The following is a 21,573-nucleotide window of genomic DNA, read 5'->3' as shown; positions in this document are numbered from 1 at the left end:
TTTGAAAAATACTTTGAGATTTAATCGGACTATGCTATTTGGATTAAAGGGAATAATTCCAGGGGGTGTTTCTGTGGATGATTTTACTGCTATCACAAATTCAAGCAATATGGAGTCACAAAAAATTCTTGATGAATATGTTAAAAATGGGATTGGAACAAAGTCTGAAAATAAATATTATTTTCATGATGGTGATAAACTCCGAGCTGCAATTGAACTCATAAAAAATGGTGGCCCTCTAGATGAAATCTCAATTATCCTTGATTGGAAAGATTTTGAGGGATTAGTTGCAGAAATTTTACTCTCTAAAAATTTTGCTATTATAAAAAATCTAATTCTTACAAAGCCAAGAATGGAAATTGATGTAATTGGAATTAGATTGGGAGTGGCAATGTTAATTGACTGTAAACATTGGAAACGATACAACTCTTCAGCCTTATCCACCGCTGTAAAAAAACAGATAGCCCGTACTAAACATTACATTTTAAAAACTCCTGGGGCAATAGCTGTCCCAGTAATTGTGACTCTATATCATGATAAGATAGATTTCATAGATCGTGTACCTATAGTCCCAATCTTTCAATTTTCATCATTTGTAGATGAGTTCTACGGTAATCTTGATCAAATGAATACGTTAGGTTCAAAATAATTCTTATTGATTTTATGATTCCAGTGTCAATTTCAAGTAAAGTAATAGTTGACATTTAGTAAATAAAATCATTAAAATGAATTTAGTTAGAATTGACATTATGAGAAATCGAATAATCTGTATGGATTGTCATCAAGAATTAGAGACACGATCTGAACGAAGCATGAAAAAATGTGAAGGATGTCAACTACAATAGGCTCAAATCATCTTTAACAAAAAGGAATCTAGAGAAATAGTGTGATTATGAATAATATTACACTACCAATCATGAATCCTTTAGTTATTTTTAAAGAATTGTCTAAAGCTTTTGAATAATCCTCGTATATTCCTCGACCCATTACTTTTACATCTGTCTCATTTTCTAAAATCTCAAATTTTGCAGCTGTCATCTTTGATTCTGCATGGTATGCAATTTCTAAAAACCATTTTGATAATTTTTCAGCGCTTGTGATAAGTCCTAACTGGTAGTACCCATTTCTGTTTCTTGCTTTAACTGGAGCAAAATGGGTGTCTGAAGTACAAATTTCCAATAAAGTGTGTCCTAATTTGGCAAAATTCTCGACAATTTTTTCTCTTATTCCATTTTCCATGTTGTTTGCATCTGCCCATCCCAAAAAGAATTTCTTGTTGTTTATTTTTAAACATACTATTCCAAGTCCTCCCATTGCTAAATCTTCTGTCCATACATCCATGTTGTCGGAATTTGCATACCCAAACTCTATTGGATAACTTTCTTTTGTAATTAAAGAATCCAAACAAGACTTTGCTGCTTTTAACATATCTTCTCCATCTTCTTTGGATATCTCTTCTCCCATTGCATTATGACAGTCTACAATTAATGTTCTGACATAGTTTCTGTTTTTAGCATATTGTTCAATCTCTGTTTTCATATAATCTGGGATATCCTCCATTCCATGTGGTGATAATGAAAGAAACAATAATGGATTTTTTCCAAAAAGTAAACCTGTTACTCTGGCTTTGTTTATTTGAACCGTGACAGGTTCTGTACATACTAAACCTTCTTCTTTGACAACACTTTTGTCTAAATTTTTTAAATAATTTTCAACTTCGTTTTTAGATGGTAAATTCAGTGAATGATCAGAAATACTATGCATTATCATCGCTGAAGAATCAAAATTTTTGTACATTAGGTATGGGATATTGCTTCCCCCAACTGGATGATATGGTCCTGGATGAATTTCTGGTAATACCATTCTGAATTCTGAATTACTGTTTGATGAATAGAGTCTAATTTGAGACGTAGATACTTTTGTTTTATATGAACGCTGTTCGATGATTTCTTCAGCTTCTGAAAAATCATTTCCTTGTGATGCCAAATATGCTTGAATTGTTCTATGTGTGCTTTCCATCCCTGGTCTTCCAGCTCTATCTGTTAACACTGACCATACACTGGCAATTATCAAAAACACTGTTCCAAATCCAATTGCCATGGATCAGTTAACACTGAACTCCACATGTCGTATGGAATTATGGCTAAAAACATTGCAAGTGGTTGTACCATACAAATGGCCCATGCCTTTTTAATACTTGCCCCTAATGTTGTAGTAAAAATTCCTATTCTAAAACTAGCAAAAAGAAACATTCCATATGTTACAAAAAATAATGACGCTTCTTTTACTAGTACCCAACTCGCAAGTAATCCCATTAATAAAACTGCAATCCATAACATATTTCCAAAAAGTGATGCGTGTAGTGATTTAGAATATTCTTTTTTTCTTGTAAACTGTTTGTCAATTATTTGAGATAGTGCCAATACTCCAATTACTATTGGAATTCTAAACCAAATGTTATCTAACTCATGATACCCAAAATGGACAGTCGCTGTTATCACTGCAGCAATTATCAATGAACCTACTAGTGAAAAATAATGTGATGCGGGATTGATTAGTGTAAGGGAAAACCTGTTATGTATGTTTGAAACATCATCTGCTTTTTCCATGTTTTATCATTTAACTAAAAATATGTCAATTAACCATGAAACAACAATTAAGCTAATTGGGACTGATACCACTATTTTTGGATCCACTTTGAATCCTTTGGTTTCATCCTCAAAGAATCTCATTAAACCTCCACTTGATGCAGGTAGTGGGGCTCCTTTCTTTTTGCTGCTCATTGCTGTTTTACAAAGCTGGAATTTTGACATAAATACTTTATTCTTTGATAATTTTTGGAAAAATTTCTAAAAACATCTGTTTTTATGCCCAATTAGTCCTTCATTGATCTATAGACCTGTTTCTAAAAAGGTACGATTAGAAATTAAAACATTTTTGATATTAGATAAGAATATTTGCTCTGGAATTTATTAAATTAAGACTTAGTGAAGGTTGTTGTTTTATTTGGGGTTTTCTTGTTTATTTTTTATTTTCTCTATAGTCTCCATTATAGAGTTGATTGATCTTAGGATTTCTTGTTGTTTTTCATGATTGGTTTCTTGCTCTAACTCTTTGGATAATTCTGATAATTTTTTTTCTAGTGTAGTTTCTAGTCCTGTTTGTTTAGAATTGTGTTCTTTAGTGATCGGTATGTCTTTTTTTTCAGGCTCCCTGCCACAATTGATACATAATGCATGCCCTTTTTTCATCACTCTTACTCCAGAGCAATACGGACATGGTTCGCTAAGTAATGTCCCTCCACTCAATAACATATCAGCTGCTTTTTTTGTAATCTCTTTTGACATATTCTTAGTCAGAATTTCTCTTTAAAAAATACAATTGTTTGTATTTGTCTGTGCCTCAAACAAGGCTTAATAGTGCGTAAAATTAAATTAATTTAGAACAAATGGCGGTTATTTGTAATACTTGTGGACTACCTGAGGATCTATGTGCTTGCGGCGAACTTGCTAAAGACAGTACAAAAATTATAATTCGTTTAGAGACTAGACGATTCAAGAAAAAAGGAACCATGATAGAAGGATTGGATCCTAAATTAAATAATTTAGAGACTGTAGCCAAAGAATTGAAAAACAAGTATGCCTGTGGCGGTACTGCTAAAGAAGGTTACATCTTTCTTCAAGGAGATCACAGGGATACAATAAAAGATACTTTGATTCATCTAGGATTTCCTGAATCTAGCATTGAACTTCATTAGATAGACTTTGCAAATTTTAGATAAAATTCTTCAGCTTATTCGAATTCCACATCTTGCACTTCTTTCAATCATTTTTGCTATGATGTTATTGTCCTTTCCGTTTGGTGTGTTTGTTGTTTTTGATACTAATATTGGAAATGATGTTAATTTTCAATACCCTTTAAGCAATCTTGAACTCTTTAAGGAACTTGGATTTGCCATTCCATTTCATGTTGAGGTTGGGGATCTTTTTATTGTATTGTGGTCGATTTATGCTGTTTTATTTGCCATAGCCTTATTTGGACCTAATAATGGATTTTTAAAAACACTGTCTTCCAATCTTAGTAATTCCAAATCAGACACAAAATCTAACTATATGTTTGTCATTACAAAATGGTTTTCGATTTTAATTTTGGTTTCAATAATTATTGATTCTGTGCAACAAGGATTTGGAATTGTTACAGTTCCACCCCATGTGGATAATGATCTGACTCAATTTTTGTATGTTAGTTTATCTCCTATTGTAGAAGAATTTGGATTTAGAGTAATCTTAATTGGTTTGCCACTGTTTGTATTTTATTCACACAAATTATCATTTTCACATTTTCTAAAATCACTTTGGAGCCCAAACCGTAATTTACATATCTATGATTCTAAAAAGCCGCTACTTCTAATTGTTTTAGTTGGAGTTTTTTTTGGAATTTCTCATATTATCACTGGTGAACCATGGAGTGAAGGAAAATTGTTACAAGCATCAGTAAGTGGGATTATTCTTGGATGGCTCTATTTTAGATTTGGTTTGATTGCTGCAATTCTTGTTCATTGGGCAACAAATTATTTTATTTTTTCATATGCCAATTTTATATCTCAAATTAATCAAATAACTATTGAAGAGGCCTTTTTACAACCTATGATAAATACTATGGAATTATTATTCTTCATCTCTGGAATATTTTCAATTTCTGTATTGCTTGTATCTTATTTTAATTCAAAAAAAGAGAGAAAATTAAAGATAGAGTGATATTATTTTAAAATGGATATATCTTGTTTTTAGATTGTTTAGAGATTTAGTGCTAACTTTAATCCCTTGTATCTATTCCTTATTGTTACTTCTGTAACCCCTGCTGCTTCTGCAACGTCTCTTTGAGTTTTACTTTCTCCATTTGTAACACATGCTACATAAAGTGCAGCTGCTGCTAATCCCATTGGGTCCTTACCTGCAGATATTTTTTGTTCCTCAGCTGTTTGTAAAATTTTAGTGGCGGCTCTTTTTGTTTTTTCAGATAATCCTGCTTTACTTGCAATTCTTGAAATACACTTAACAGGATCTACTACTGGCATTTTCAAATTCAATTCTCTTAGCAATAGACGATAACATCTTGCAATGTCTTTGCGCTTAATGTTACTTGCCTGACCAATATCTTTCAATGTTCTAGGTGTTTCTGTGTCTCTACATGCTGCATAGAGTGCAGATGCAATTAATGCTGAAATTGACCGCCCTCTCACCAAACCCTTTTCAAGTGCTTTACGATAAATGTAAGCTGCTTTTTCAATTACTGCATCTCCTACGGCTAATTTGTCTTTTAATCTGTCTAATTCACTAAATGCCTGTCTAAAGTTTCTATCAACTGGCTCATGAACTTGACTTCTACTATCCCATGTTCTTAATCTTTCAATGGTGCTTTTCATGGCAGATGTTAATGGTTTTCCGGTTGCATCTCTGTTTTGAGGATTGATTACAGTTGCCAAACCCATATCGTGCATTGCTAATGATGTTGGTACTCCTGCTCTGCTTTTGTTTTCACCTTCATTTGAAAATGATCTCCATTCAGGACCTGATTCGTCTACTTTCTCAGTAATTACAAAGCCACATTTTCCACAGAAATTTTCAGCAGTGGTTGCATCTGTTACTAACGTCCCCTGTCCGCATCTTGGGCATCTGTCTTTCGGATTTACATTTTTAACCATTTTTTTTCCTTTCAAAACTTTTTATGATGATATTTAACCATTGCTAATTCATTTCTTATAAACTTGATGGTGATCTGTGTCTAAATTATTATGATTATTGAAAATAATTTCTTAAATTCTTATTTTACATCTAGAATGTTTCTAATTTTTTCCGCAATTTCTGGTTTCTCGTTTTGATCAAGTAAGAATTTCAAATCTTCCATGTTGTCTACATCCCACATTATTCTTTTTGCAAAAACAAGTGCTACATTTCTTGTATGCTCTTTTGCAGTATTCATGTGAATTTTGTAACTGTCTTCATCATAATGTGTAATCATTAAATTTATTGGCATTCTTACTAGGGCATTTGTTCCATCAAATCTTCTGGATGGAACAACTATGGCAAAATTTGGTGGTGTTTTGTAGGTTAACATAAAATCAATATCTTGAGTTTTGATAAATGGAATATCTTGTGGAAAAACAATTGATGCATCAAATTGATTTTCTAAAAGATATTTATCTGCTAATGCAACTGCGTGATTGACACTTTTTTCTTCATCATCTGGAATTATAATGACTTTGTATTTTTTTCCAATTTCAATTGCTTTTTCTTCTTTTGTTACGATTATTATTTTTTCAATTTGTGGTGAAATTGATAATGTGTATACTATTTCTTCTAACATAATTTTACATAACTCTTCTTTTTGATGTGATGATAAATTTAGGCGAGTTTTTGCTAGAGAGAACGTCTTTACAGGAATAATTGCTGCAATTTTCAAATTATACGTGTATTTGTTTTAAAATAAAATTGGCTAATGCGTCTTCAGCTAGTTTATTGTTCATGGTAATTTTTGTCTCGAACACTTTCATGTCTAAACTCTGGATTTTTTTAACAAGCAATCTGTCTTTTGTATCAATCACAATATTTGAACAAACATCTGAATACATTTTTGCAAGACCATATGCATTTGTTTCAATTCCTGCAGCTTCCATATATTTTGCTGCGGGTCCGCTAACTGCTTTATCGCCAATGAGTGGACTTACTGCAACAACTTTCTTTTTTATTTTAGATAATTCTTTTCTGATTCCTTTAATTTGCAACATTGGTCCAATCGATGTCAATGGATTTCCTGGTGCCAAAATTACCATATCTGCATCATGAATTGCATTAACAGCTTCTGGATTTGGACGAGCTTTGTCAGCTCCAATATATTGAATTCCTTCTACAGGATCTCTTCCTCTATGTTTTACCCAATATTCTTGAAGATGTAACTCTCCCTTGTCTGTAGTAATTCTTGTTTCAATACTGTTATCAGTAACTGGAATGATGTTTGCACTAACTGCAAATTTTTCACACATCCATTTTGTAATATCACTCAAATTTTTACCGTTTTTTAACATGTTTGTTCTTATTAGGTGAGTTGCGGCATCTCTGTCTCCAACTCTAAACCATGTTTCTTCGCCAAACACTTCCATCTGTCTCAGAAAATTGAAAGTATCTTTTTTGATTCCCCATCCTCTTTCTTGATCAAGCAAATCAGCAAGACCGTATACGATTGTGTCAATATCTGGACATACGTATAATCCATAAAGCCAATAATTATCTCCAACGTTACTGATTACGTTGACTTTAGATTCCTGAGCTACTAATCCTCTGACTAGTTTTACCGAACCTGTCCCGCCTGCTAGTACTGTTATCATTCCATTTTCTCCTAAAACTGTAAATCCAATTGCTGTCACTCCATATTACTTTTTCAGAATTTCCCGATCTAATCTTTGAGGATAAGTTTATTACTAATTAACTAACGATTTTATTCGTGTCTAAGACTGTATTTTTAGCAGTTTTGATTGCTGCTATGTTTGTAGTTGGCTCAAGTTCTTCAGTTTGGGCAGCTCAGGTCGATGCTAGAATTAATCCTAACAGTGATGCTTCGCCATTTTCATACCATTATCAGAAAACTATTTTCATTGAATATCCAAATGGTGGAAAATTGTTTGATGAACTACATCAAAAAGAATGGACCCTATCTGGAACTGCTGACGCTACAAATCCAGGAGTCCAAAAATTAATTGCTAGCCTAAATCAGAAAATCCAAAATGATGGAAGTCACGCAAAAATTTCTGATCTAAATGTTACTTATGATATTCATCTCAAAGGTAGAAATCTCAACACTTCTATCGATTATAAAATTACTATAAAGGGTACTTTAACTGATTATGTAATCACTAAAGATCAAGTCCGTACCCTAGTTGATTTGGGTTGGAGAGCAATTGGCACCAATGATCCTGTTGTAATTGATGATGTTGAAATTAATTTCCCAATATCTGCTTTAAAACTCCAAGAACCTGAAGCTTATTCTGTTCTTGCAGGAACTCAGGCTGATTCAATTTTATCTAAACCTCTAATGAATGCTGATTTTATTTTAGAACAACCAATGACTAACTGGCATTTCTTATTTGATCCAACTGGTATCAATGTGGACGCTGGAACATTTGGATTAAACAAAGCCATCTCTGGATTTGTTGTGTCTAGTTGGACCATGGGCGAAAGTAGTCTGAGAGAAGGTAGACAGGTAGAAAGAACTTTTTCTGCTGAAGTAGTTGCAGATAAAACATATCAAGTTAGAAGTGTCCAGTCAGCAGATCAAGGAAACATCGCTGCAATAGGATTTGGTGCATTGGATATACTTGATGGATTGGAAATTGCAGGACTTACTCCGACACCTCCATCTGGATACACTACAACTTCTACTGGTGATTTTCCAGTAACTATTGTTTATGGTATGGCAGGAATGGCTGCAATTGGTGGTGTTGCATTTTTCATTTTCAGTAACAGAGCATTAAAGAATCAAAAAGAAGGACAACAAGGAATTGATCCAAGCAGATTAGTTAGTTACCAAACAAGTGCATCTTCTGGTGGTTATCAAACTAACAGAGGAGAGGCATATCTTGCAGATGGCACTGAGTATGAACAAACTAGAAGTGTCTATGAAGAACATCAACAGAGTCCACCTCCAGCTGTCTCTAGCTCTGAGGAAGAGGCTGCATGTGGTTGTGCAGCATCTGCTGAAATTGGTACAGAATGTGATTGTGTAATGCATGGTTCATGTTTATGTGATGCAACATGCAAATGCAGTGCTGATCTATGCAGAGAACAAGCAAACTCCATGAGTTAATAATATTTTAAAAAATTATGTGTGCTGGGAGTAACCCTCCTTCTGTTTTCACGATATTACGCTTTGCAGCCTACCTGAACTTGGTACAGGATCCTAAAGTTCTGTTTGGCTTTGCTCCATGTGGGACGTCTTTTTCATTCCTTCTCTGGAAATCTCAGGTTTTGCCATCATCGTGCGCCAGGTTAGATTCTTTTCTGCTCCGTTGCCAATCATCTCTGATTATCCATCTCCGGATCACATTTCCTGTATGGAGGGAGGAGTTTCCTCTGCCGTAGCAGCGTGTCGTGCTCCAGCTCACACATAATGGTTGTATTTTGATTTAATTTGAAGATTGTCTTTCTGCTTTCTCACCTGTGATAAACAGTGTTCCAAATTCACGTTTCCATTTTTTCTTGTTTTTTAAATCTTTGATGTGTTTTGTTTTAACCTCAAATCCTGTATTCTTGAATTTTTCTACCCATTCTTTTTTTGAAAGTAAATGCATTTGCACTTTCATCATGTTAGACCATTTTATAGTCGCTTTATTATCTGAATAAAAATCCGTACCACAAAAAAATTTCCCCCCTGGTTTTAATAATTTGTATATTTTTTTAAGTGCAACATCAATCGAATCTACGTAATAAAGTGATTCCATTGAAAAAACAAAATCAAACTTTACCTTATCATTCAATGATTCGATGTCTGTATTGATATATTTTTCAGTCTTGTTTTTTTTCTTTGTGTTTGCTTGTAAGATCATATTTTTACTTTTGTCTATGCCTATCGCCTTTTTACAGTGATTGCTTTCTGAGATCTTTCTTACCACCCATCCATTTCCACAACCGACATCTAGAAATGAAAATGGTTTATCAAATGAAACTGTTTTTAGAAATTTTATTACATTTTTCCAATGTTCTTTTTCCATTAACTCATCTCTGCCATTTTTGGCCCATTTATCAAAAATTTGACTTACAGTATCCATTGGTATGATGTATCCGTATTCCTTTATAATCTTGATTTCACTGAGCTTTGATATGAATGACTTCTACGTTTTACTTAAATCCAAATTATTGAAAAAGTCTTTGAAAATAAATTGCCAGATGAGTCATGCCGAAAATGTGGGGGAATGCTAATTGATTATTGCAAATGTACTCAATGCAATAAAACCATTAAAATGATTTGTATCTCTTGTGGGAATAGAACTACTGAACAATTCCATAGTTTTTGTACTTACAGAATTCTTGCAAAAAATGAGATGCTTCAATCAAATAATTCGTTTTTAGATGCTATGGCTTAATGCCTTACAAATCAGACAAATCTTACGTATTACTCATGCCTAAGTTTTAAGTAATATGAATTTCATATTTTATCTCTGAAGTAAGAAATCATAGCAGTGGTCAATGATTTTTTCATTGTAAAGTAATTACTTACTTTTACTTTTTACTAGATTAAATAATTGTCTTACTGCTAATTTAGGATGATGTGCTGCCAGTTTAATCATATTGGATAATCCAAAATCTGCTTTGATAAAATCTAGAAACTCTTCAGGTGTTAATTCTTTTATGATATCTAATTCTTTATCCCATTCTTCATCTGATAATCCAATCCATCTATCTTGAACCTTTCCTGCAGATTTGATTTTTGCTTGAATGTCTTTTTTCCAATTTTCCTCATATGCGTACAATGCATCTTCATCTGTTTTTCCAAATTTTATTGCCTCCGATGCAATTTTACCTGCAATTCTTCCAAATTTTATTGCATATCTAATTCCTTCTAGTACTAGTGGATTGGCTTGTCCTGCAGAATCTCCTACCAGAATTAAATTATTATAAACTGTTTTTCTTGTCAATCCGTCGTTTGGTATCAGTCCATAGTGAAATTCAATTGGGGTAATTTTTCCTAGTTTGCTAATTGGACCTGTCTTTGAATCTATCAACTCTTTTAACCTCTCTGTAGGATCTACTGCCGACTCTGGTTTTCCTACTCCTACTCCGATTCTTACTATGTTATTTCCAACTGGAAAAATCCATGCATAACCTGCTGGAGAATATTTTTGACCAACCATGAGCCACCATGTTTCTTCATCAACATTTTCAGCCTTTACTTCGTATTCTGCACCTGCTCCAAACCTCTCCCACTGTGTAACGAATCCCATGGATTTGGATACTACTGAAGAAAAACCACTTGCATCGATAACAACTTTGGAATGAAATATTACTTCACCCTCTTTGCTTGTTCCACTAACTCCTGCTATATCACCATCTTTGTTTTTTATCACATCTTTGATGTTTGTTTTAAGAAAGATGTCTGCGCCATGTTTTTCTGCTTGTTGTGCTAACCATCGATATGTTTTTCTCACATCTAACACTGCAGCATGTGGAATTGTATCTGTAATTGTTACTTCATTATTTGGGGAGCAAAATGAATAATTTTTAATTGGATTATAACAGTCATCGGGAATTCCAAATTCTTTGATACTCTCTATCCATGTCACTCCACTTGTTCTAACTGAATATGCAATCGTTTCTTCTTTTTCTAAAAGTGCAACTTTAATTCCGTTTTTAGCTGCCTCATATGCTACTGAAGAACCTGCTGGCCCTCCTCCTACTACTACCAAGTCATAATTGTACTCTAATGACAACCTCCTTACTTTGTAATCCTAGAATATAATTTTGAGGTATAATTTTTGGTTTGATGATGTAATTATTTTTTTAAAATAGGATTTCCCGTCCCATCATTTTCTCTTTCTGGATCAAATGTACTCATATGGCCCAGATCTCTGTGCATAAAACTTTGGGTTTCTCCTACCTTTTTTCTACAAAATTTACCATGAATTGTCTCTTCTATCTTTAAAGTGACTTCATTTTCATGAAATAATCTTTTACCACAATCTGGGCATGTAAATTCAGGCATGAATGTGCTTTACATCAAATCTATTTAGATGTTTCAGAAAAAACTGAAATTTATTTAATTTGCCTTACTTTCTAAACCGAAACTTTAGATGTTTAATTTATCTATTATTTTTATGACCGAATCTGATATTGTTTCTTTCGCATTCTGGTCTCTACTTACTTTGGGAATAATGGGTGTCACTGGTCTAAGTTATAGATCTTATAATAGGAAGAAGAAAAATGAACTCTCTCCATCTTGAAAAAAAAGGTTTACGTTGTCTAGCTATTGCTGAGAGTTTTAAACAAAATTCAGAAAAATCCATTTTAACTGGATTAGTTATGAGAAAAGATTTTGTAATTGATGGGGTTGTTTTTGGAAGTGCCACTTTGAAAGGCAATGATGCCACTGAGCAAATTCTTCAAATGTATTATGATCTAAATCGTTCTGATATTAATTATCTACTTCTTTCAGGATTAATTGTTTCAATGTATAATATCATTGATATTAAAAAATTATTTTCTTCATTGAAAATACCTGTTATTGGAATTGCATATCATGAATCTCAAGGAATTGAAAATGCTCTCAAACAACATTTTCCAAAATCATTTGAAACTAAAATTAATGAATACAAAAAATTAGGGAAACGAGAAACGATTACTTTGCATACTAATCATAATCTTTTTGTTCGATATGAGGGATGTATGCTATCTGACGTACATCATCTCTTAAATGATTTGACATTACATGGTTCTGTACCTGAACCAGTTAGAATTTCACAATTAATTGCAAATGCATTGTTTCGAAAAGAGTTATCCTTCTGAAGCTGTTTTTCCACCATCGACATTTAAGATGGCACCTGTGATCCAATTTGCTTCATCTGATGCTAAGAATAATACTGCATTTGCAACATCTGATGGCTCTCCTATTCTTGCCAAAGGTAATCTTTCTTCTAAAACTTTTCTTGCTTGTGGATCATCTAGATATGGTTTAATCATTCCTGAATTTATGATTCCAGGATTAACACAATTACATCTGATATGTCTTCTTGCATATTCAACTGCAATTGATTTTGTAAACATTGTAATTGCAGCTTTTGTTGCAGAATATGCAGCCAAATGTACTCTTGGTATTGCTCTTTCACTTGAGATTGAACCTATATTTACAATAGATCCATTTTTGGTCTCTGACATTTTGTTTAGCACTGCCTTTGTAATATGGAATACTCCAAACAAATTGATATCAATTAATTTTTTAATTTCAGAATCACTCATTTCATGAAAATGAACTGGATCATTAATTGCTCCTGCATTGTTAATTAAAATATCTATTTTTCCATATGTATTCATAATTTGATTAATTGTTTGAATTACTTGTGATTCATCGGTTAAATCACATGACATTGAAGCAGTTGATTTTTCATTACCTATCTCTTTTCTTGCTTTTTCTAATCCTTCTAGATTTCTTGCAATTAAGATGACTTGTGCCCCCTCCTCTACGAATCTTTTTGCAACTCCTTTGCCTATGTCACTTGACGCACCCGTGATTATTGCTACTTTGTCCTTTAATCGCATATTGTAATTTTATTGATGTAACTTATAGAATTTTTGGTAAATTCTAGTCATGATTCTTGTGATCTTGTAAATCATTTATTTTTTTGATATATGCCAAAATCCCTGTGTAATCTATTTCTCCAAACCCCTGTTTTACTGCCTCAGTGAACACTTCTTCTGCCTTTTTGATCATTGGTAATTTGATCCCTAAGGAATCGGCTGTATCTGTTATTATGCTGATATCTTTTTTCAAATTCGCTAACGTAAAAGTAGGACTAAATTCATCCTGAATCATCTTGTATGCTTTATTTTCACTCATTCCTGTTTTAAAATATGTTGAATTCAAAATATCTAAGAATATCTTAGGATCGACATTTGCATTTCTTGCTAATGTAATTCCTTCTGACAGAGACAATGCCAACATTGTAATTTGAAGATTCATTGAAAGTTTGACTAGATGTGCCGTACCTGCCTCTCCCAAGAAAAAAGTCTTGTTTGCAATTTTTTCAAAAACATTTTTGAATTTATTGAATGTTTTTTCATCACCTGATGCCATTAATACTAACTCTCCTGTCTTTGCTACATTTGGTCCTCCCATGACAGGTATGTCTATTTTTATTATGTTAAATTCTAAGAATTTTTTTGAAATATTTTTTGATTCAATTGGATTTATGGTGCTCATATCTGCAACTACTAACCCTTCATGATATCCTTCTATGATGCCATTTTTTCCAAATGATATTTGTTTTACGGCCTCTGCATCTTTTACTATTGTTATTACTAATTCAGAATTTTCTGCAACTATTTTTGGGGAATCTGCAATTTTTGCACCCTTGTTTTTTAATTCGTTAGTTTTTTCTTTTGTTCTATTGAAAACAATCAAATCAAAACCTGATTCCAATAAATGAATTCCCACTGCATTTCCAAGCATCCCTGCTCCAATAATTCCGACTTTTGTCATTTGTAATTCACACAGTTGTATTTCCTATCTTCGTTCTTCATTTATTATCTCCCAATGACTGTTTCCAAATCTTGTTGCTTCAAATTCTAATTGACCAATAGTTTTTTCATCTTTTCTAACTTTTGCATAATCAAATTTTTTTAATCGAAATATCTTTTCTTTAGGTTTGTATCCTCCCTCTATTACTTTTATTTTAAACCTTTTACTTGCCTTATTGATCAATTTTCTTGCAATTTGTACGTCCCCAATCCATGAAAACATTTCAAACTCCCCAAAATTTTTTGTAGATATTGTATAGCCATACAACCGTGCCTCCAACTTCCAGCCCTGTTTTTTGGATTGTTCATTTAACCACGATATCACTTCTTCACCATATCCTTTTTCTATTCCAAATGTTTCTGAATCTCCCATCTAAGAAAAATGATTATTTTAAACCATAATAATCATTTTCAATATCTGTTAAACTAAAATATTGTTTTACATGAAGAATTCCATGATAACAATTGATTGTAGGGATGTATTATCGATTAAAAGTGAGTTAGTTGTTTATGTCTCTGATCAAGTGGCTGCAATTCCAACTTTGAAGATTAATGAATTCATGCTGTCTTCACTAAATGATGATGCAATTGATAAAAATATGGTCATAACTGCTATCAAAGAATTTCTAGACTCCATAGGAGAATCAAGAAATTTTGCTGTGATCTCAAACAATAACGTCATATCGATTAAATCCGTTACGGGTAAAGTAATTGAAAGAAATCCTACAATGTCCACTGGATTTTTTTCATGTACGCATTGTGGATTTGTTACAAGTTATGAAGTTGAACTACAAAATCATATGAAAATCCATTACTTGTAATCAAAATTACTACTGATTAGTCTTTCACATCTATTATTTTTCATAAATAAGGGACTGCCATTCTGGGTTTTTTTCAATTGATGATTTTTAGCAGGATCTTTATAAGTTCAGATTATACAAAATACACGTGGATAAATCTCATAAAAACAATGTTAGCAAAGTTTACTGCACTAGATGTGATATGATATTTGATTCTAGAAAGTCATTTGAAAAACATTTGATTAAGCATTCTTCTACAGTACTTTGTGAAATATGTCCTATTGATATCGCTATTTCCAAATTTGTAAATCTATTCAAGAAAAAATCCCCTCATAATATGGAATAACTCTTAAAAACTCATCTGATTTTTTATCTTTTATAATTTGATTTTTCATCTTTTTATTAATTCTTATAGGTATGTTCATAATTTATTGAAAGATTTAACCACACTCAACTTTCTGCTATTGTATTCCATTTTTAAATAAGTATAGGTAATTATAATTTAGAATGTTCTACATAAAACTAGTTTATTCAAATTTTTTGTATCTACTTTTATCATTAACTATATTCACATTGATGTTAATTGGTTTGTTGATTGTTTCTCAACATATTTTCTTAGAGCCATACATTATTGCACATGTTCAGCAAGGAACCGAATTTGGATTTATATTGATTATACTTCTTTCTGCATTGTCTGCTTTGATAATTCCTATGAATATTTACAGAATAAATATTCTAAAAAAATCTAAAGGAAAAATTAGTGGAAGTCTTTTTAGTTCATTTGTAGGTTCTATTGCTGGAGCTTGTAGTTGTGGTCCTATTGGATTTGCAGCTATCTCTACATTTGGTTCTGTAGGTGCAACTGCCTTTTCATTTCTAACAAATTTTGAACTTCCTATTAGGATTGGGGCAATTATCTTGTTAGTTTTTACATATTTCACTACAATCAAATCACTAAAAATTGAATGCAATATTGTAAAATGATCTAATTGAACACTTTCAGTAATCCTGATTGATTGGTTAATATTCACATGAATTAATTAAAAACATGATGTATGTTAAAATCGGTCTAAGTTTTTTTGTTCCTTTTGCAATTTTAACTCTAATGATTGCACTTGACACTTATTATCTTACACAATGAACTTTGATCTAATCTACTTTTCATATGTTTCAAATTTTCATACTTTTTAGATGTATTTTAGCTAAATATTGAAGATATGGCATCATAAATGACACCAAATATTGAACCAAATATGTTCTTCATTTTTTATCATTACAAAATTTGGATTTAAGCTTAATGTGTAAAATACGAATAGAAAAATAACTGTGATTTGTGTACTTATCTTGTTTTGATTATATCTTTAATAAAAAACATCTAATTGTAATTTGATCTGATCTTAGTCATGATTTTTGTATCAATTTACACTAAAAGAACAAATTTTTAAAACCTTGACCTCTATCTTATACGAAAATACATTAACTTTATGACGATCATGTATATTCCAATTAGACCGGGTAGAAGAAAACCTGATCATGATAATGTTGATCTTACTGAGGAATAACAATTCATCAAATACGTACAAATGAGTTTTTAGGAACTTTGAGATTTGAAAAATTTTCTGCCTGAATAATTTTTGCGAGTATTTCTAATCCTGTGATTGCTCCTATGCTTGGTTTGGAAAAATATGAATTTGCATCTACTGCAAAAATATTGTTAGATTTTGTAGCCCTTAGATGCTTCCATTCTTCGTTATCTTTCAATATTTTGTTATATTCTGAGATTGTTCGAAATGTATCAAATCCACACGGCATAAGGATGATAATATCTGGATCTGATTTTTTTATCTCATCCATAGTTAATTTTCTTGAATACTCTCCAACTTTGCTTATCATATTCTCTCCTCCTGCATACATGATCATTTCTGGAATCCAATGACCTGCTGTAAAAAATGGTTCAATCCATTCTATTGCAAGAACTTTTGGATTAACTTTAAACTTTGTATCTCTAATTACATTGATTCTTTTATTCAGAAATTCTGTAATTTCTTTTGCTTTGTCTTCTCGTGTTATAATTTTTCCAATATTGTTTACTGTCTCTACAATTTCTTGTAAATTATGTGGATCCATGGAATACACTGTTGGTTTTTTTGGTAAGATCTTAATTGCTTGAGTAACGTGATTGTTATGTGCAGCGCATGCCTCACATGTATCTTGAGATATTATGAGATCTGGGTTTGCCTCTATCATATTTTTTTCATTTAATGTAAAAATTTCTTTCCCTTCACTTAATAACTGACAAGTTTTTGTATCTATTTCTTTACTGGATAATGAATCTGAATCAATAACAGATTTGATCACACGTGGTTTTGTTTTTGCATCTTCTGGATATTTGCATTCATGTGTTACACCATAAAGCAAATCTTCTACACCTAACTCGTATAATAATTCTGTAGCGCTAGGCAAAAGAGATACTATTCTTTTGACTGACATGGTAAATCTTAAGAATTCTTCTTTAAACATTATGCGTTAAGTTATTGTCAATTTTACACATTAGGCAACTTAATAGGAACATTTTAGGCACAAATTACAGTGTCTGCCAATTCTCAAGATATCCGAAAAGCAATTTTAGCAAAATGGCATGAAAATTTATCAAAGTATGGTAATTTGTTTTCATCTGATTCGATTAGTGGCTCTAGCCCTCCATCTGTATTCGTAGGTTCATACAATTATCCAAAAGTTTTCGTTGGACCAATGGTTCCGCCCATACATGGTGATACAAGCTTACTAGATAATCCAGAAAGATGGACTGGTAAATCTCTTGAAGATATTGTTAATTTTAGATTGAATCTAATTCGTGGAATCCAAAAAGTTTCAATCCATCAAACAGAAGGCCGTTACATAGAAAATTTGCAAGAAATAACAATGTCTTCTAAACCTACCGAGTCAGATTTAGAATTCACCAAGAACACAACTCCTAATGTTTTTCTTGATGGAGAAAGTGCACCGTTTGGTCCAATTGGAGAACTTAAATCCGCAAAATTTTATAATACATCAACTACAAAATCTATCGAAAAAATTTTCTATGACAAGGATCTAAATGCCTCTGATGCTGTTTTACATCTCTATAATTCTGGAATTAATATTTCAAAAATTCAAAAATGTTTTAGCATTGGAATGCTTGGACAAAAACGAAAACTAGTTCCTACAAAATGGAGTATAACTGCAACGGATGACATCATCTCAAAATCGCTTACTAAAGAAATTTTAAATTATTCTTTGATTGATACATACAAAGTTTTCACATATGAACATCTTGGAAACTTGTTTTCTGTAATTTTATTTCCACATAGATGGATTTATGAAATGATTGAAGCTTGGTATTCTAATGGTGTTTTAGGATTTGGTTCTGATTTTGAAGATGCACGTGGAATTGATCACCCTCCTCAAATAGCAGGTGCATATTTTGCTGCAAAATTAGGAGTTTCTGAATATCTGGCAAAAAATAAAATTCAGTCAGGTGTGATAATTCTAAGAGAAATTAGACCTGAATATGCAATACCTGTAGGTGTTTGGCAGGTAAGGGAAGGAATTAGATCTGCAATGATGAAGACTCCTTTAATTGGCGATAACTTTGATGACGCACTAACTTTGGCATCAAAGAAGATGAGTATTGCTAAACACGAATGGCTTTCAAAAGGAAATATGATGAAATTAATTCGTCAGAAAACTATTGCTGATTTTTTCTAATTACATACCTCTAGAATATATTTTGATTTTGTTTTGCAGGTAATTTTTGATTATTACACCCTGTTTCTAATGTATCTTTTACTCTCAAATCTGCTCATGGATAGACCGATTTGCATGAAATGTCGTAAAGTCATACCTAGAACTGGAAATTATGCAATTGTTGTTTTTTTGGTCAAAGATAAATTATCTGATCCATACTATGAGCATCTTAATTGTCCGAGAAATCTTTATTGAAAATATCATGAGACCTTGATCTATTTATTGACCACATTTCAATCCAAATATGTTGCAAAATAGAAATTTGCTATTTGGTATTGGGATTATTTCTAGTCCAATTCTTTTTGCACTAATTGCCTTTCCTGACAGCTTTAGTCTAAGTTGGAATCAAGGAAGAGGTGGATTTCTTTTTGCATTAGTGTTTGTTGTTGCAGAATTAATTGGTCTAAAAATTATTATTTCTAAAAAGAGATTATTGGCTGTAATCCCTCTTGCTGCTGCAGTAATTGTTTACATTGCAGGATTAGAATATGGATTACGCGATTATCTTTTGGCGTCTGCTGAGCAATATAATGTTCAGCTCATCTACTCATGGACTTGGATGTGGGACTTTATAGTTATGGCTATTTTTGTAGTTGTTGCACTGAGTATATTTTTTGGTAAGCGATGGATTAGAATTGCACCAGCTGGTCCGATCTTCCTTGCTGGTAGTGCCATCATTTTATCTTTGGACGCCTTCTTTCCATACGATACACTTGGACCTTTACAATATGTTGTACCGTATCTAGTTCAAACAAATGTTTGGCTGATCAATGTATTAGATCTTGGTACTGCTACGGCGCGTGATAATATAATGTTCTTAAGAGGTGATTTTGGACCGATGGTTCTTCAAGTATTTTGGCCATCCGCAGGCGTTCACAGTATTATTATCTACTCTTTAGTAATGGGTGCATTTCTTTTAAAAATGAATATTCCAAGAAAGAGAAAATCTATCTATTTTGGGATTGGAATTGCAGGTACAATTGGAATTAACATGATTAGAATTTTTTCATTATCGTGGTATGCTCTTAAAGTTACAACTGATGTAAAACAATGGGAGGAATTCCATTCTGTAGCTGGTGAGATTATGTTTCTGCCTTGGCTATTTGCATTTTTATTAATTGTAATCTTAATTGAAACAAAGCGACTAAAAAAATTAGAGTCTCAAGGTAAATCTACTCCTAAAAGTAGCTAGTAATGTCACTTTGACCGCGAAGTTCTGACAGTTCTGAAACTTTAACTCCTAATCTCCTAATAGTATTTTTTTGATCTTCCAATGCTTCTTTTAACAATTGATTTGCATTTTTTTGTAATTCTTCTAGGTTTGCTGTGGGATTTTTTAGCATTCTTGATTTAGTTTTGTTTGTTAAATCTGACTGTATAAACTGAATTCCTATTGATTTGAACATCCTGTTATTTTTTTTAACAACTTCATGTAATTCTACACATAATTGATTGATGTTTTCTGCTAAGAAATCAAAATCTTTTGAATCTTTTTTCAATGTAGTGATTTTACTATACTGCACACTTGGATCTCTTTCTTTTACTGGTTCAGTATCAATTCCTCTCGCTGCATTGAATATGTAAGTACCATGTTTTCTCCCAAATTCTTTATTCAATGTAAATACGTCTAATTTTTTTAAATCATCGATTATTTCAAAATTCATTTGTGTAAATCTATCCTCTGTCTTTTTACCGATACCTGGAATTGCTCTAATTTTTAACTGTCCTAAAAATTCTTCAATTTTTTCTGGTGATACAACAGTTAATCCATCTGGTTTTTTAAAATCAGATGCAATTTTTGCAATCAGTTTATTTGTTGATACTCCTATAGAACAACTAAGTTTAACTTTATCTCTAACTGCATTTTTAATTTGCTGAGCCAAATGACTTGCTTTATTAAAATCACCTTCTACTCTATTACTTACATCTAAGTATGCCTCGTCTTTTCCAACATATTCAAAAATATCTGCACTTTCCTTTATGACACTCATTGCATTTTCCGATATCTCCAAGTAATAATCAAAGTCTACTGGAAGAAAAACCGCATCTTTTCTATCTTCTAATCTTTTTTTTGCAAAGCTAATTGGTATGCCTGATTTAACTCCAAATTTTCTAGCAATATAGTTTGCAGTTGCAATTGCTCCACTATCTCCTCCTCTGTCTGAATAAACACAAACACAAACTGGTTTTGATTTTAGATCTGGGTTTCGTAATTCTTCACACTGTGCAAAAAAATAATCAAAATCTATGTGGAAAACTACTCTAGCTCCCATTGCCTTGATTTGTCTGTTTGATTATTACTATATTGTGTATTCACCTAAATATCGAATATTTCTAATGATGGTATGACTTACCCTGTTTCTTCTGATGATAATGGTCTTAACATAAAGCCTGAATTGATGGAAAAAGAAAAACTCTATCACCATGTGTTTAAAGACAAAGTTATTTTGCTATTCAAAGATTCACAAGATTTCCTAAACTGCTATGAAATTGAAGATACTGATTTGGTAAATCAAGTAAAAAACAGTAAAAGTGATGACGAAGTTGAACAAATCTTTGAAAAATACATTGAGCGTGAAGATATCAAAAATTAAATAAAAGCCAAAGAAGATTTTTGTGTTAAAGGAATAATGAATTGAGCGACACTAAATCCAAAGACGCAGAAGATATCCTCTCTGAATTTCAAGAATCTCATGTTTCTCCTGAAT

General features: G+C 32.2%; 24 protein-coding genes, 1 other RNA gene and 1 pseudogene. 11 read left to right on the top strand and 15 right to left on the bottom strand.

The genetic code is table 11. The features are described 5' to 3' along the window. Window positions 1-31 precede the first annotated feature (31 nt). The gene (locus BG20_RS10640) at window positions 32-649 is read left to right on the top strand and encodes a hypothetical protein (protein WP_007401332.1); all 618 of its coding nucleotides are present in this window, start codon (window positions 32-34) and stop codon (window positions 647-649) included. A gap of 224 nt (window positions 650-873) precedes the next feature. On the opposite strand, the pseudogene BG20_RS10635 reads toward BG20_RS10640, so the two are convergent. From BG20_RS10635 to BG20_RS10625, 3 genes and pseudogenes are all read right to left on the bottom strand, one after another. Then, window positions 874-2,609, bottom strand: a pseudogene (locus BG20_RS10635) (DUF2070 family protein). 6 nt (window positions 2,610-2,615) lie between these two features. Beyond that, window positions 2,616-2,783: a preprotein translocase subunit Sec61beta gene (locus tag BG20_RS10630; RefSeq protein WP_193353049.1), complete on the bottom strand. Its 168-nt coding sequence runs from the start codon at window positions 2,781-2,783 to the stop codon at window positions 2,616-2,618. Between the two features lie 219 nt (window positions 2,784-3,002). Continuing rightward, window positions 3,003-3,347, bottom strand: a complete 345-nt coding sequence (locus BG20_RS10625) for an Sjogren's syndrome/scleroderma autoantigen 1 family protein (protein ID WP_010195087.1) — start codon at window positions 3,345-3,347, stop codon at window positions 3,003-3,005. Window positions 3,348-3,448: 101 nt separating this feature from the next. On the opposite strand from BG20_RS10625, the gene yciH reads away from it, so the two are divergent. Further along, window positions 3,449-3,757: a stress response translation initiation inhibitor YciH gene (gene yciH, locus BG20_RS10620; RefSeq protein ID WP_007401336.1), complete on the top strand. Its 309-nt coding sequence runs from the start codon at window positions 3,449-3,451 to the stop codon at window positions 3,755-3,757. An 82-nt stretch (window positions 3,758-3,839) separates the two neighbouring features. Then, the gene (locus BG20_RS10615) at window positions 3,840-4,757 is read left to right on the top strand and encodes a CPBP family intramembrane glutamic endopeptidase (RefSeq protein WP_338032812.1); all 918 of its coding nucleotides are present in this window, start codon (window positions 3,840-3,842) and stop codon (window positions 4,755-4,757) included. A gap of 38 nt (window positions 4,758-4,795) precedes the next feature. On the opposite strand, the gene BG20_RS10610 is transcribed toward BG20_RS10615, so the two are convergent. The 3 genes from BG20_RS10610 to cofD form a co-directional block, all read right to left on the bottom strand. Then, window positions 4,796-5,704 carry a transcription initiation factor IIB gene (locus BG20_RS10610; RefSeq protein WP_010195081.1) on the bottom strand — a complete coding sequence of 303 codons (909 nt, stop codon included), beginning with the start codon at window positions 5,702-5,704 and terminating at the stop codon, window positions 4,796-4,798. Between the two features lie 119 nt (window positions 5,705-5,823). After that, entirely contained in the window at window positions 5,824-6,462 is a 639-nt protein-coding gene (gene cofC / locus BG20_RS10605; protein ID WP_010195078.1) for a 2-phospho-L-lactate guanylyltransferase, read from the bottom strand. A 1-nt stretch (window position 6,463) separates the two neighbouring features. Next, a complete protein-coding gene (gene cofD, locus BG20_RS10600; protein ID WP_007401339.1) occupies window positions 6,464-7,384 on the bottom strand; it encodes a 2-phospho-L-lactate transferase in 921 nt (306 codons plus the stop codon). 116 nt (window positions 7,385-7,500) lie between these two features. On the opposite strand from cofD, the gene BG20_RS10595 reads away from it, so the two are divergent. Beyond that, window positions 7,501-8,859 (top strand): hypothetical protein, encoded by a 1,359-nt coding sequence (locus tag BG20_RS10595; protein ID WP_048097242.1) that lies wholly within the window; start codon window positions 7,501-7,503, stop codon window positions 8,857-8,859. 19 nt (window positions 8,860-8,878) lie between these two features. Here the strand turns inward: BG20_RS10595 and rnpB are convergent. Together rnpB and BG20_RS10590 are read right to left on the bottom strand one after the other, a co-directional pair. Further along, window positions 8,879-9,157: RNase P RNA component (gene rnpB / locus BG20_RS11740), an RNA gene on the bottom strand. A gap of 21 nt (window positions 9,158-9,178) precedes the next feature. After that, window positions 9,179-9,820 carry a class I SAM-dependent methyltransferase gene (locus tag BG20_RS10590; RefSeq protein WP_010195069.1) on the bottom strand — a complete coding sequence of 214 codons (642 nt, stop codon included), beginning with the start codon at window positions 9,818-9,820 and terminating at the stop codon, window positions 9,179-9,181. A gap of 111 nt (window positions 9,821-9,931) precedes the next feature. Between BG20_RS10590 and BG20_RS12035 the strand changes: the two genes are divergently transcribed. Next, entirely contained in the window at window positions 9,932-10,135 is a 204-nt protein-coding gene (locus BG20_RS12035; RefSeq protein WP_010195067.1) for a hypothetical protein, read from the top strand. 126 nt (window positions 10,136-10,261) lie between these two features. Here BG20_RS12035 and BG20_RS10585 read toward each other — a convergent pair whose 3' ends face one another. Beyond that, window positions 10,262-11,479, bottom strand: a complete 1,218-nt coding sequence (locus tag BG20_RS10585) for an NAD(P)/FAD-dependent oxidoreductase (RefSeq protein WP_010195064.1) — start codon at window positions 11,477-11,479, stop codon at window positions 10,262-10,264. 62 nt (window positions 11,480-11,541) lie between these two features. Next, the gene (locus BG20_RS10580) at window positions 11,542-11,751 is read right to left on the bottom strand and encodes a hypothetical protein (RefSeq protein WP_007401345.1); all 210 of its coding nucleotides are present in this window, start codon (window positions 11,749-11,751) and stop codon (window positions 11,542-11,544) included. Window positions 11,752-11,969: 218 nt separating this feature from the next. Here BG20_RS10580 and BG20_RS10575 point away from each other — a divergent pair, with 218 nt between their 5' ends. Beyond that, window positions 11,970-12,551 carry an endonuclease dU gene (locus BG20_RS10575; RefSeq protein WP_010195060.1) on the top strand — a complete coding sequence of 194 codons (582 nt, stop codon included), beginning with the start codon at window positions 11,970-11,972 and terminating at the stop codon, window positions 12,549-12,551. On the opposite strand, the gene BG20_RS10570 is transcribed toward BG20_RS10575, so the two are convergent. From BG20_RS10570 to BG20_RS10560, 3 genes are read right to left on the bottom strand one after another with little or no spacing between them, the layout of a single operon-like run. After that, on the bottom strand, window positions 12,540-13,301 hold the full coding sequence (locus BG20_RS10570; protein WP_010195059.1) for an SDR family NAD(P)-dependent oxidoreductase: 762 nt from the start codon (window positions 13,299-13,301) through the stop codon (window positions 12,540-12,542). The genes BG20_RS10575 and BG20_RS10570 overlap by 12 nt on opposite strands. Before the next feature lie 43 nt (window positions 13,302-13,344). After that, window positions 13,345-14,241, bottom strand: coding sequence for an NAD(P)-dependent oxidoreductase (locus BG20_RS10565; protein ID WP_010195056.1), 897 nt, complete (start codon window positions 14,239-14,241; stop codon window positions 13,345-13,347). 24 nt (window positions 14,242-14,265) lie between these two features. Continuing rightward, complete coding sequence (locus tag BG20_RS10560; RefSeq protein ID WP_010195054.1) at window positions 14,266-14,652, bottom strand: hypothetical protein; 387 nt, start codon at window positions 14,650-14,652, stop codon at window positions 14,266-14,268. 82 nt (window positions 14,653-14,734) lie between these two features. On the opposite strand from BG20_RS10560, the gene BG20_RS10555 reads away from it, so the two are divergent. Next, the gene (locus BG20_RS10555; RefSeq protein ID WP_010195051.1) at window positions 14,735-15,100 is read left to right on the top strand and encodes a C2H2-type zinc finger protein; all 366 of its coding nucleotides are present in this window, start codon (window positions 14,735-14,737) and stop codon (window positions 15,098-15,100) included. Between the two features lie 486 nt (window positions 15,101-15,586). Beyond that, window positions 15,587-16,063 carry a hypothetical protein gene (locus tag BG20_RS10550; protein ID WP_048097241.1) on the top strand — a complete coding sequence of 159 codons (477 nt, stop codon included), beginning with the start codon at window positions 15,587-15,589 and terminating at the stop codon, window positions 16,061-16,063. 585 nt (window positions 16,064-16,648) lie between these two features. On the opposite strand, the gene BG20_RS10545 is transcribed toward BG20_RS10550, so the two are convergent. After that, the gene (locus tag BG20_RS10545; protein WP_010195046.1) at window positions 16,649-17,599 is read right to left on the bottom strand and encodes a cobalamin-binding protein; all 951 of its coding nucleotides are present in this window, start codon (window positions 17,597-17,599) and stop codon (window positions 16,649-16,651) included. 69 nt (window positions 17,600-17,668) lie between these two features. On the opposite strand from BG20_RS10545, the gene BG20_RS10540 reads away from it, so the two are divergent. After that, entirely contained in the window at window positions 17,669-18,826 is a 1,158-nt protein-coding gene (locus BG20_RS10540) for an Nre family DNA repair protein (protein ID WP_010195044.1), read from the top strand. A gap of 283 nt (window positions 18,827-19,109) precedes the next feature. Continuing rightward, complete coding sequence (artG, locus tag BG20_RS10535) at window positions 19,110-20,057, top strand: thaumarchaeosortase (RefSeq protein ID WP_010195041.1); 948 nt, start codon at window positions 19,110-19,112, stop codon at window positions 20,055-20,057. On the opposite strand, the gene dinB is transcribed toward artG, so the two are convergent. Then, window positions 20,044-21,138, bottom strand: a complete 1,095-nt coding sequence (gene dinB / locus BG20_RS10530; RefSeq protein ID WP_010195039.1) for a DNA polymerase IV — start codon at window positions 21,136-21,138, stop codon at window positions 20,044-20,046. The genes artG and dinB overlap by 14 nt on opposite strands. 72 nt (window positions 21,139-21,210) lie before the next feature. Here dinB and BG20_RS10525 point away from each other — a divergent pair, with 72 nt between their 5' ends. After that, window positions 21,211-21,459, top strand: a complete 249-nt coding sequence (locus BG20_RS10525) for a hypothetical protein (protein ID WP_010195037.1) — start codon at window positions 21,211-21,213, stop codon at window positions 21,457-21,459. The last annotated feature ends 114 nt before the right edge of the window (window positions 21,460-21,573 follow it).

It is taken from the genome of Candidatus Nitrosarchaeum limnium BG20 (assembly GCF_000241145.1).
In the GTDB taxonomy this organism is placed as follows: Archaea; Thermoproteota; Nitrososphaeria; order Nitrososphaerales; family Nitrosopumilaceae; genus Nitrosarchaeum; species Nitrosarchaeum limnae.
Note: the sequence above shows the minus strand (reverse complement) of the source record. Positions and strands in the feature narration are given on the sequence as shown.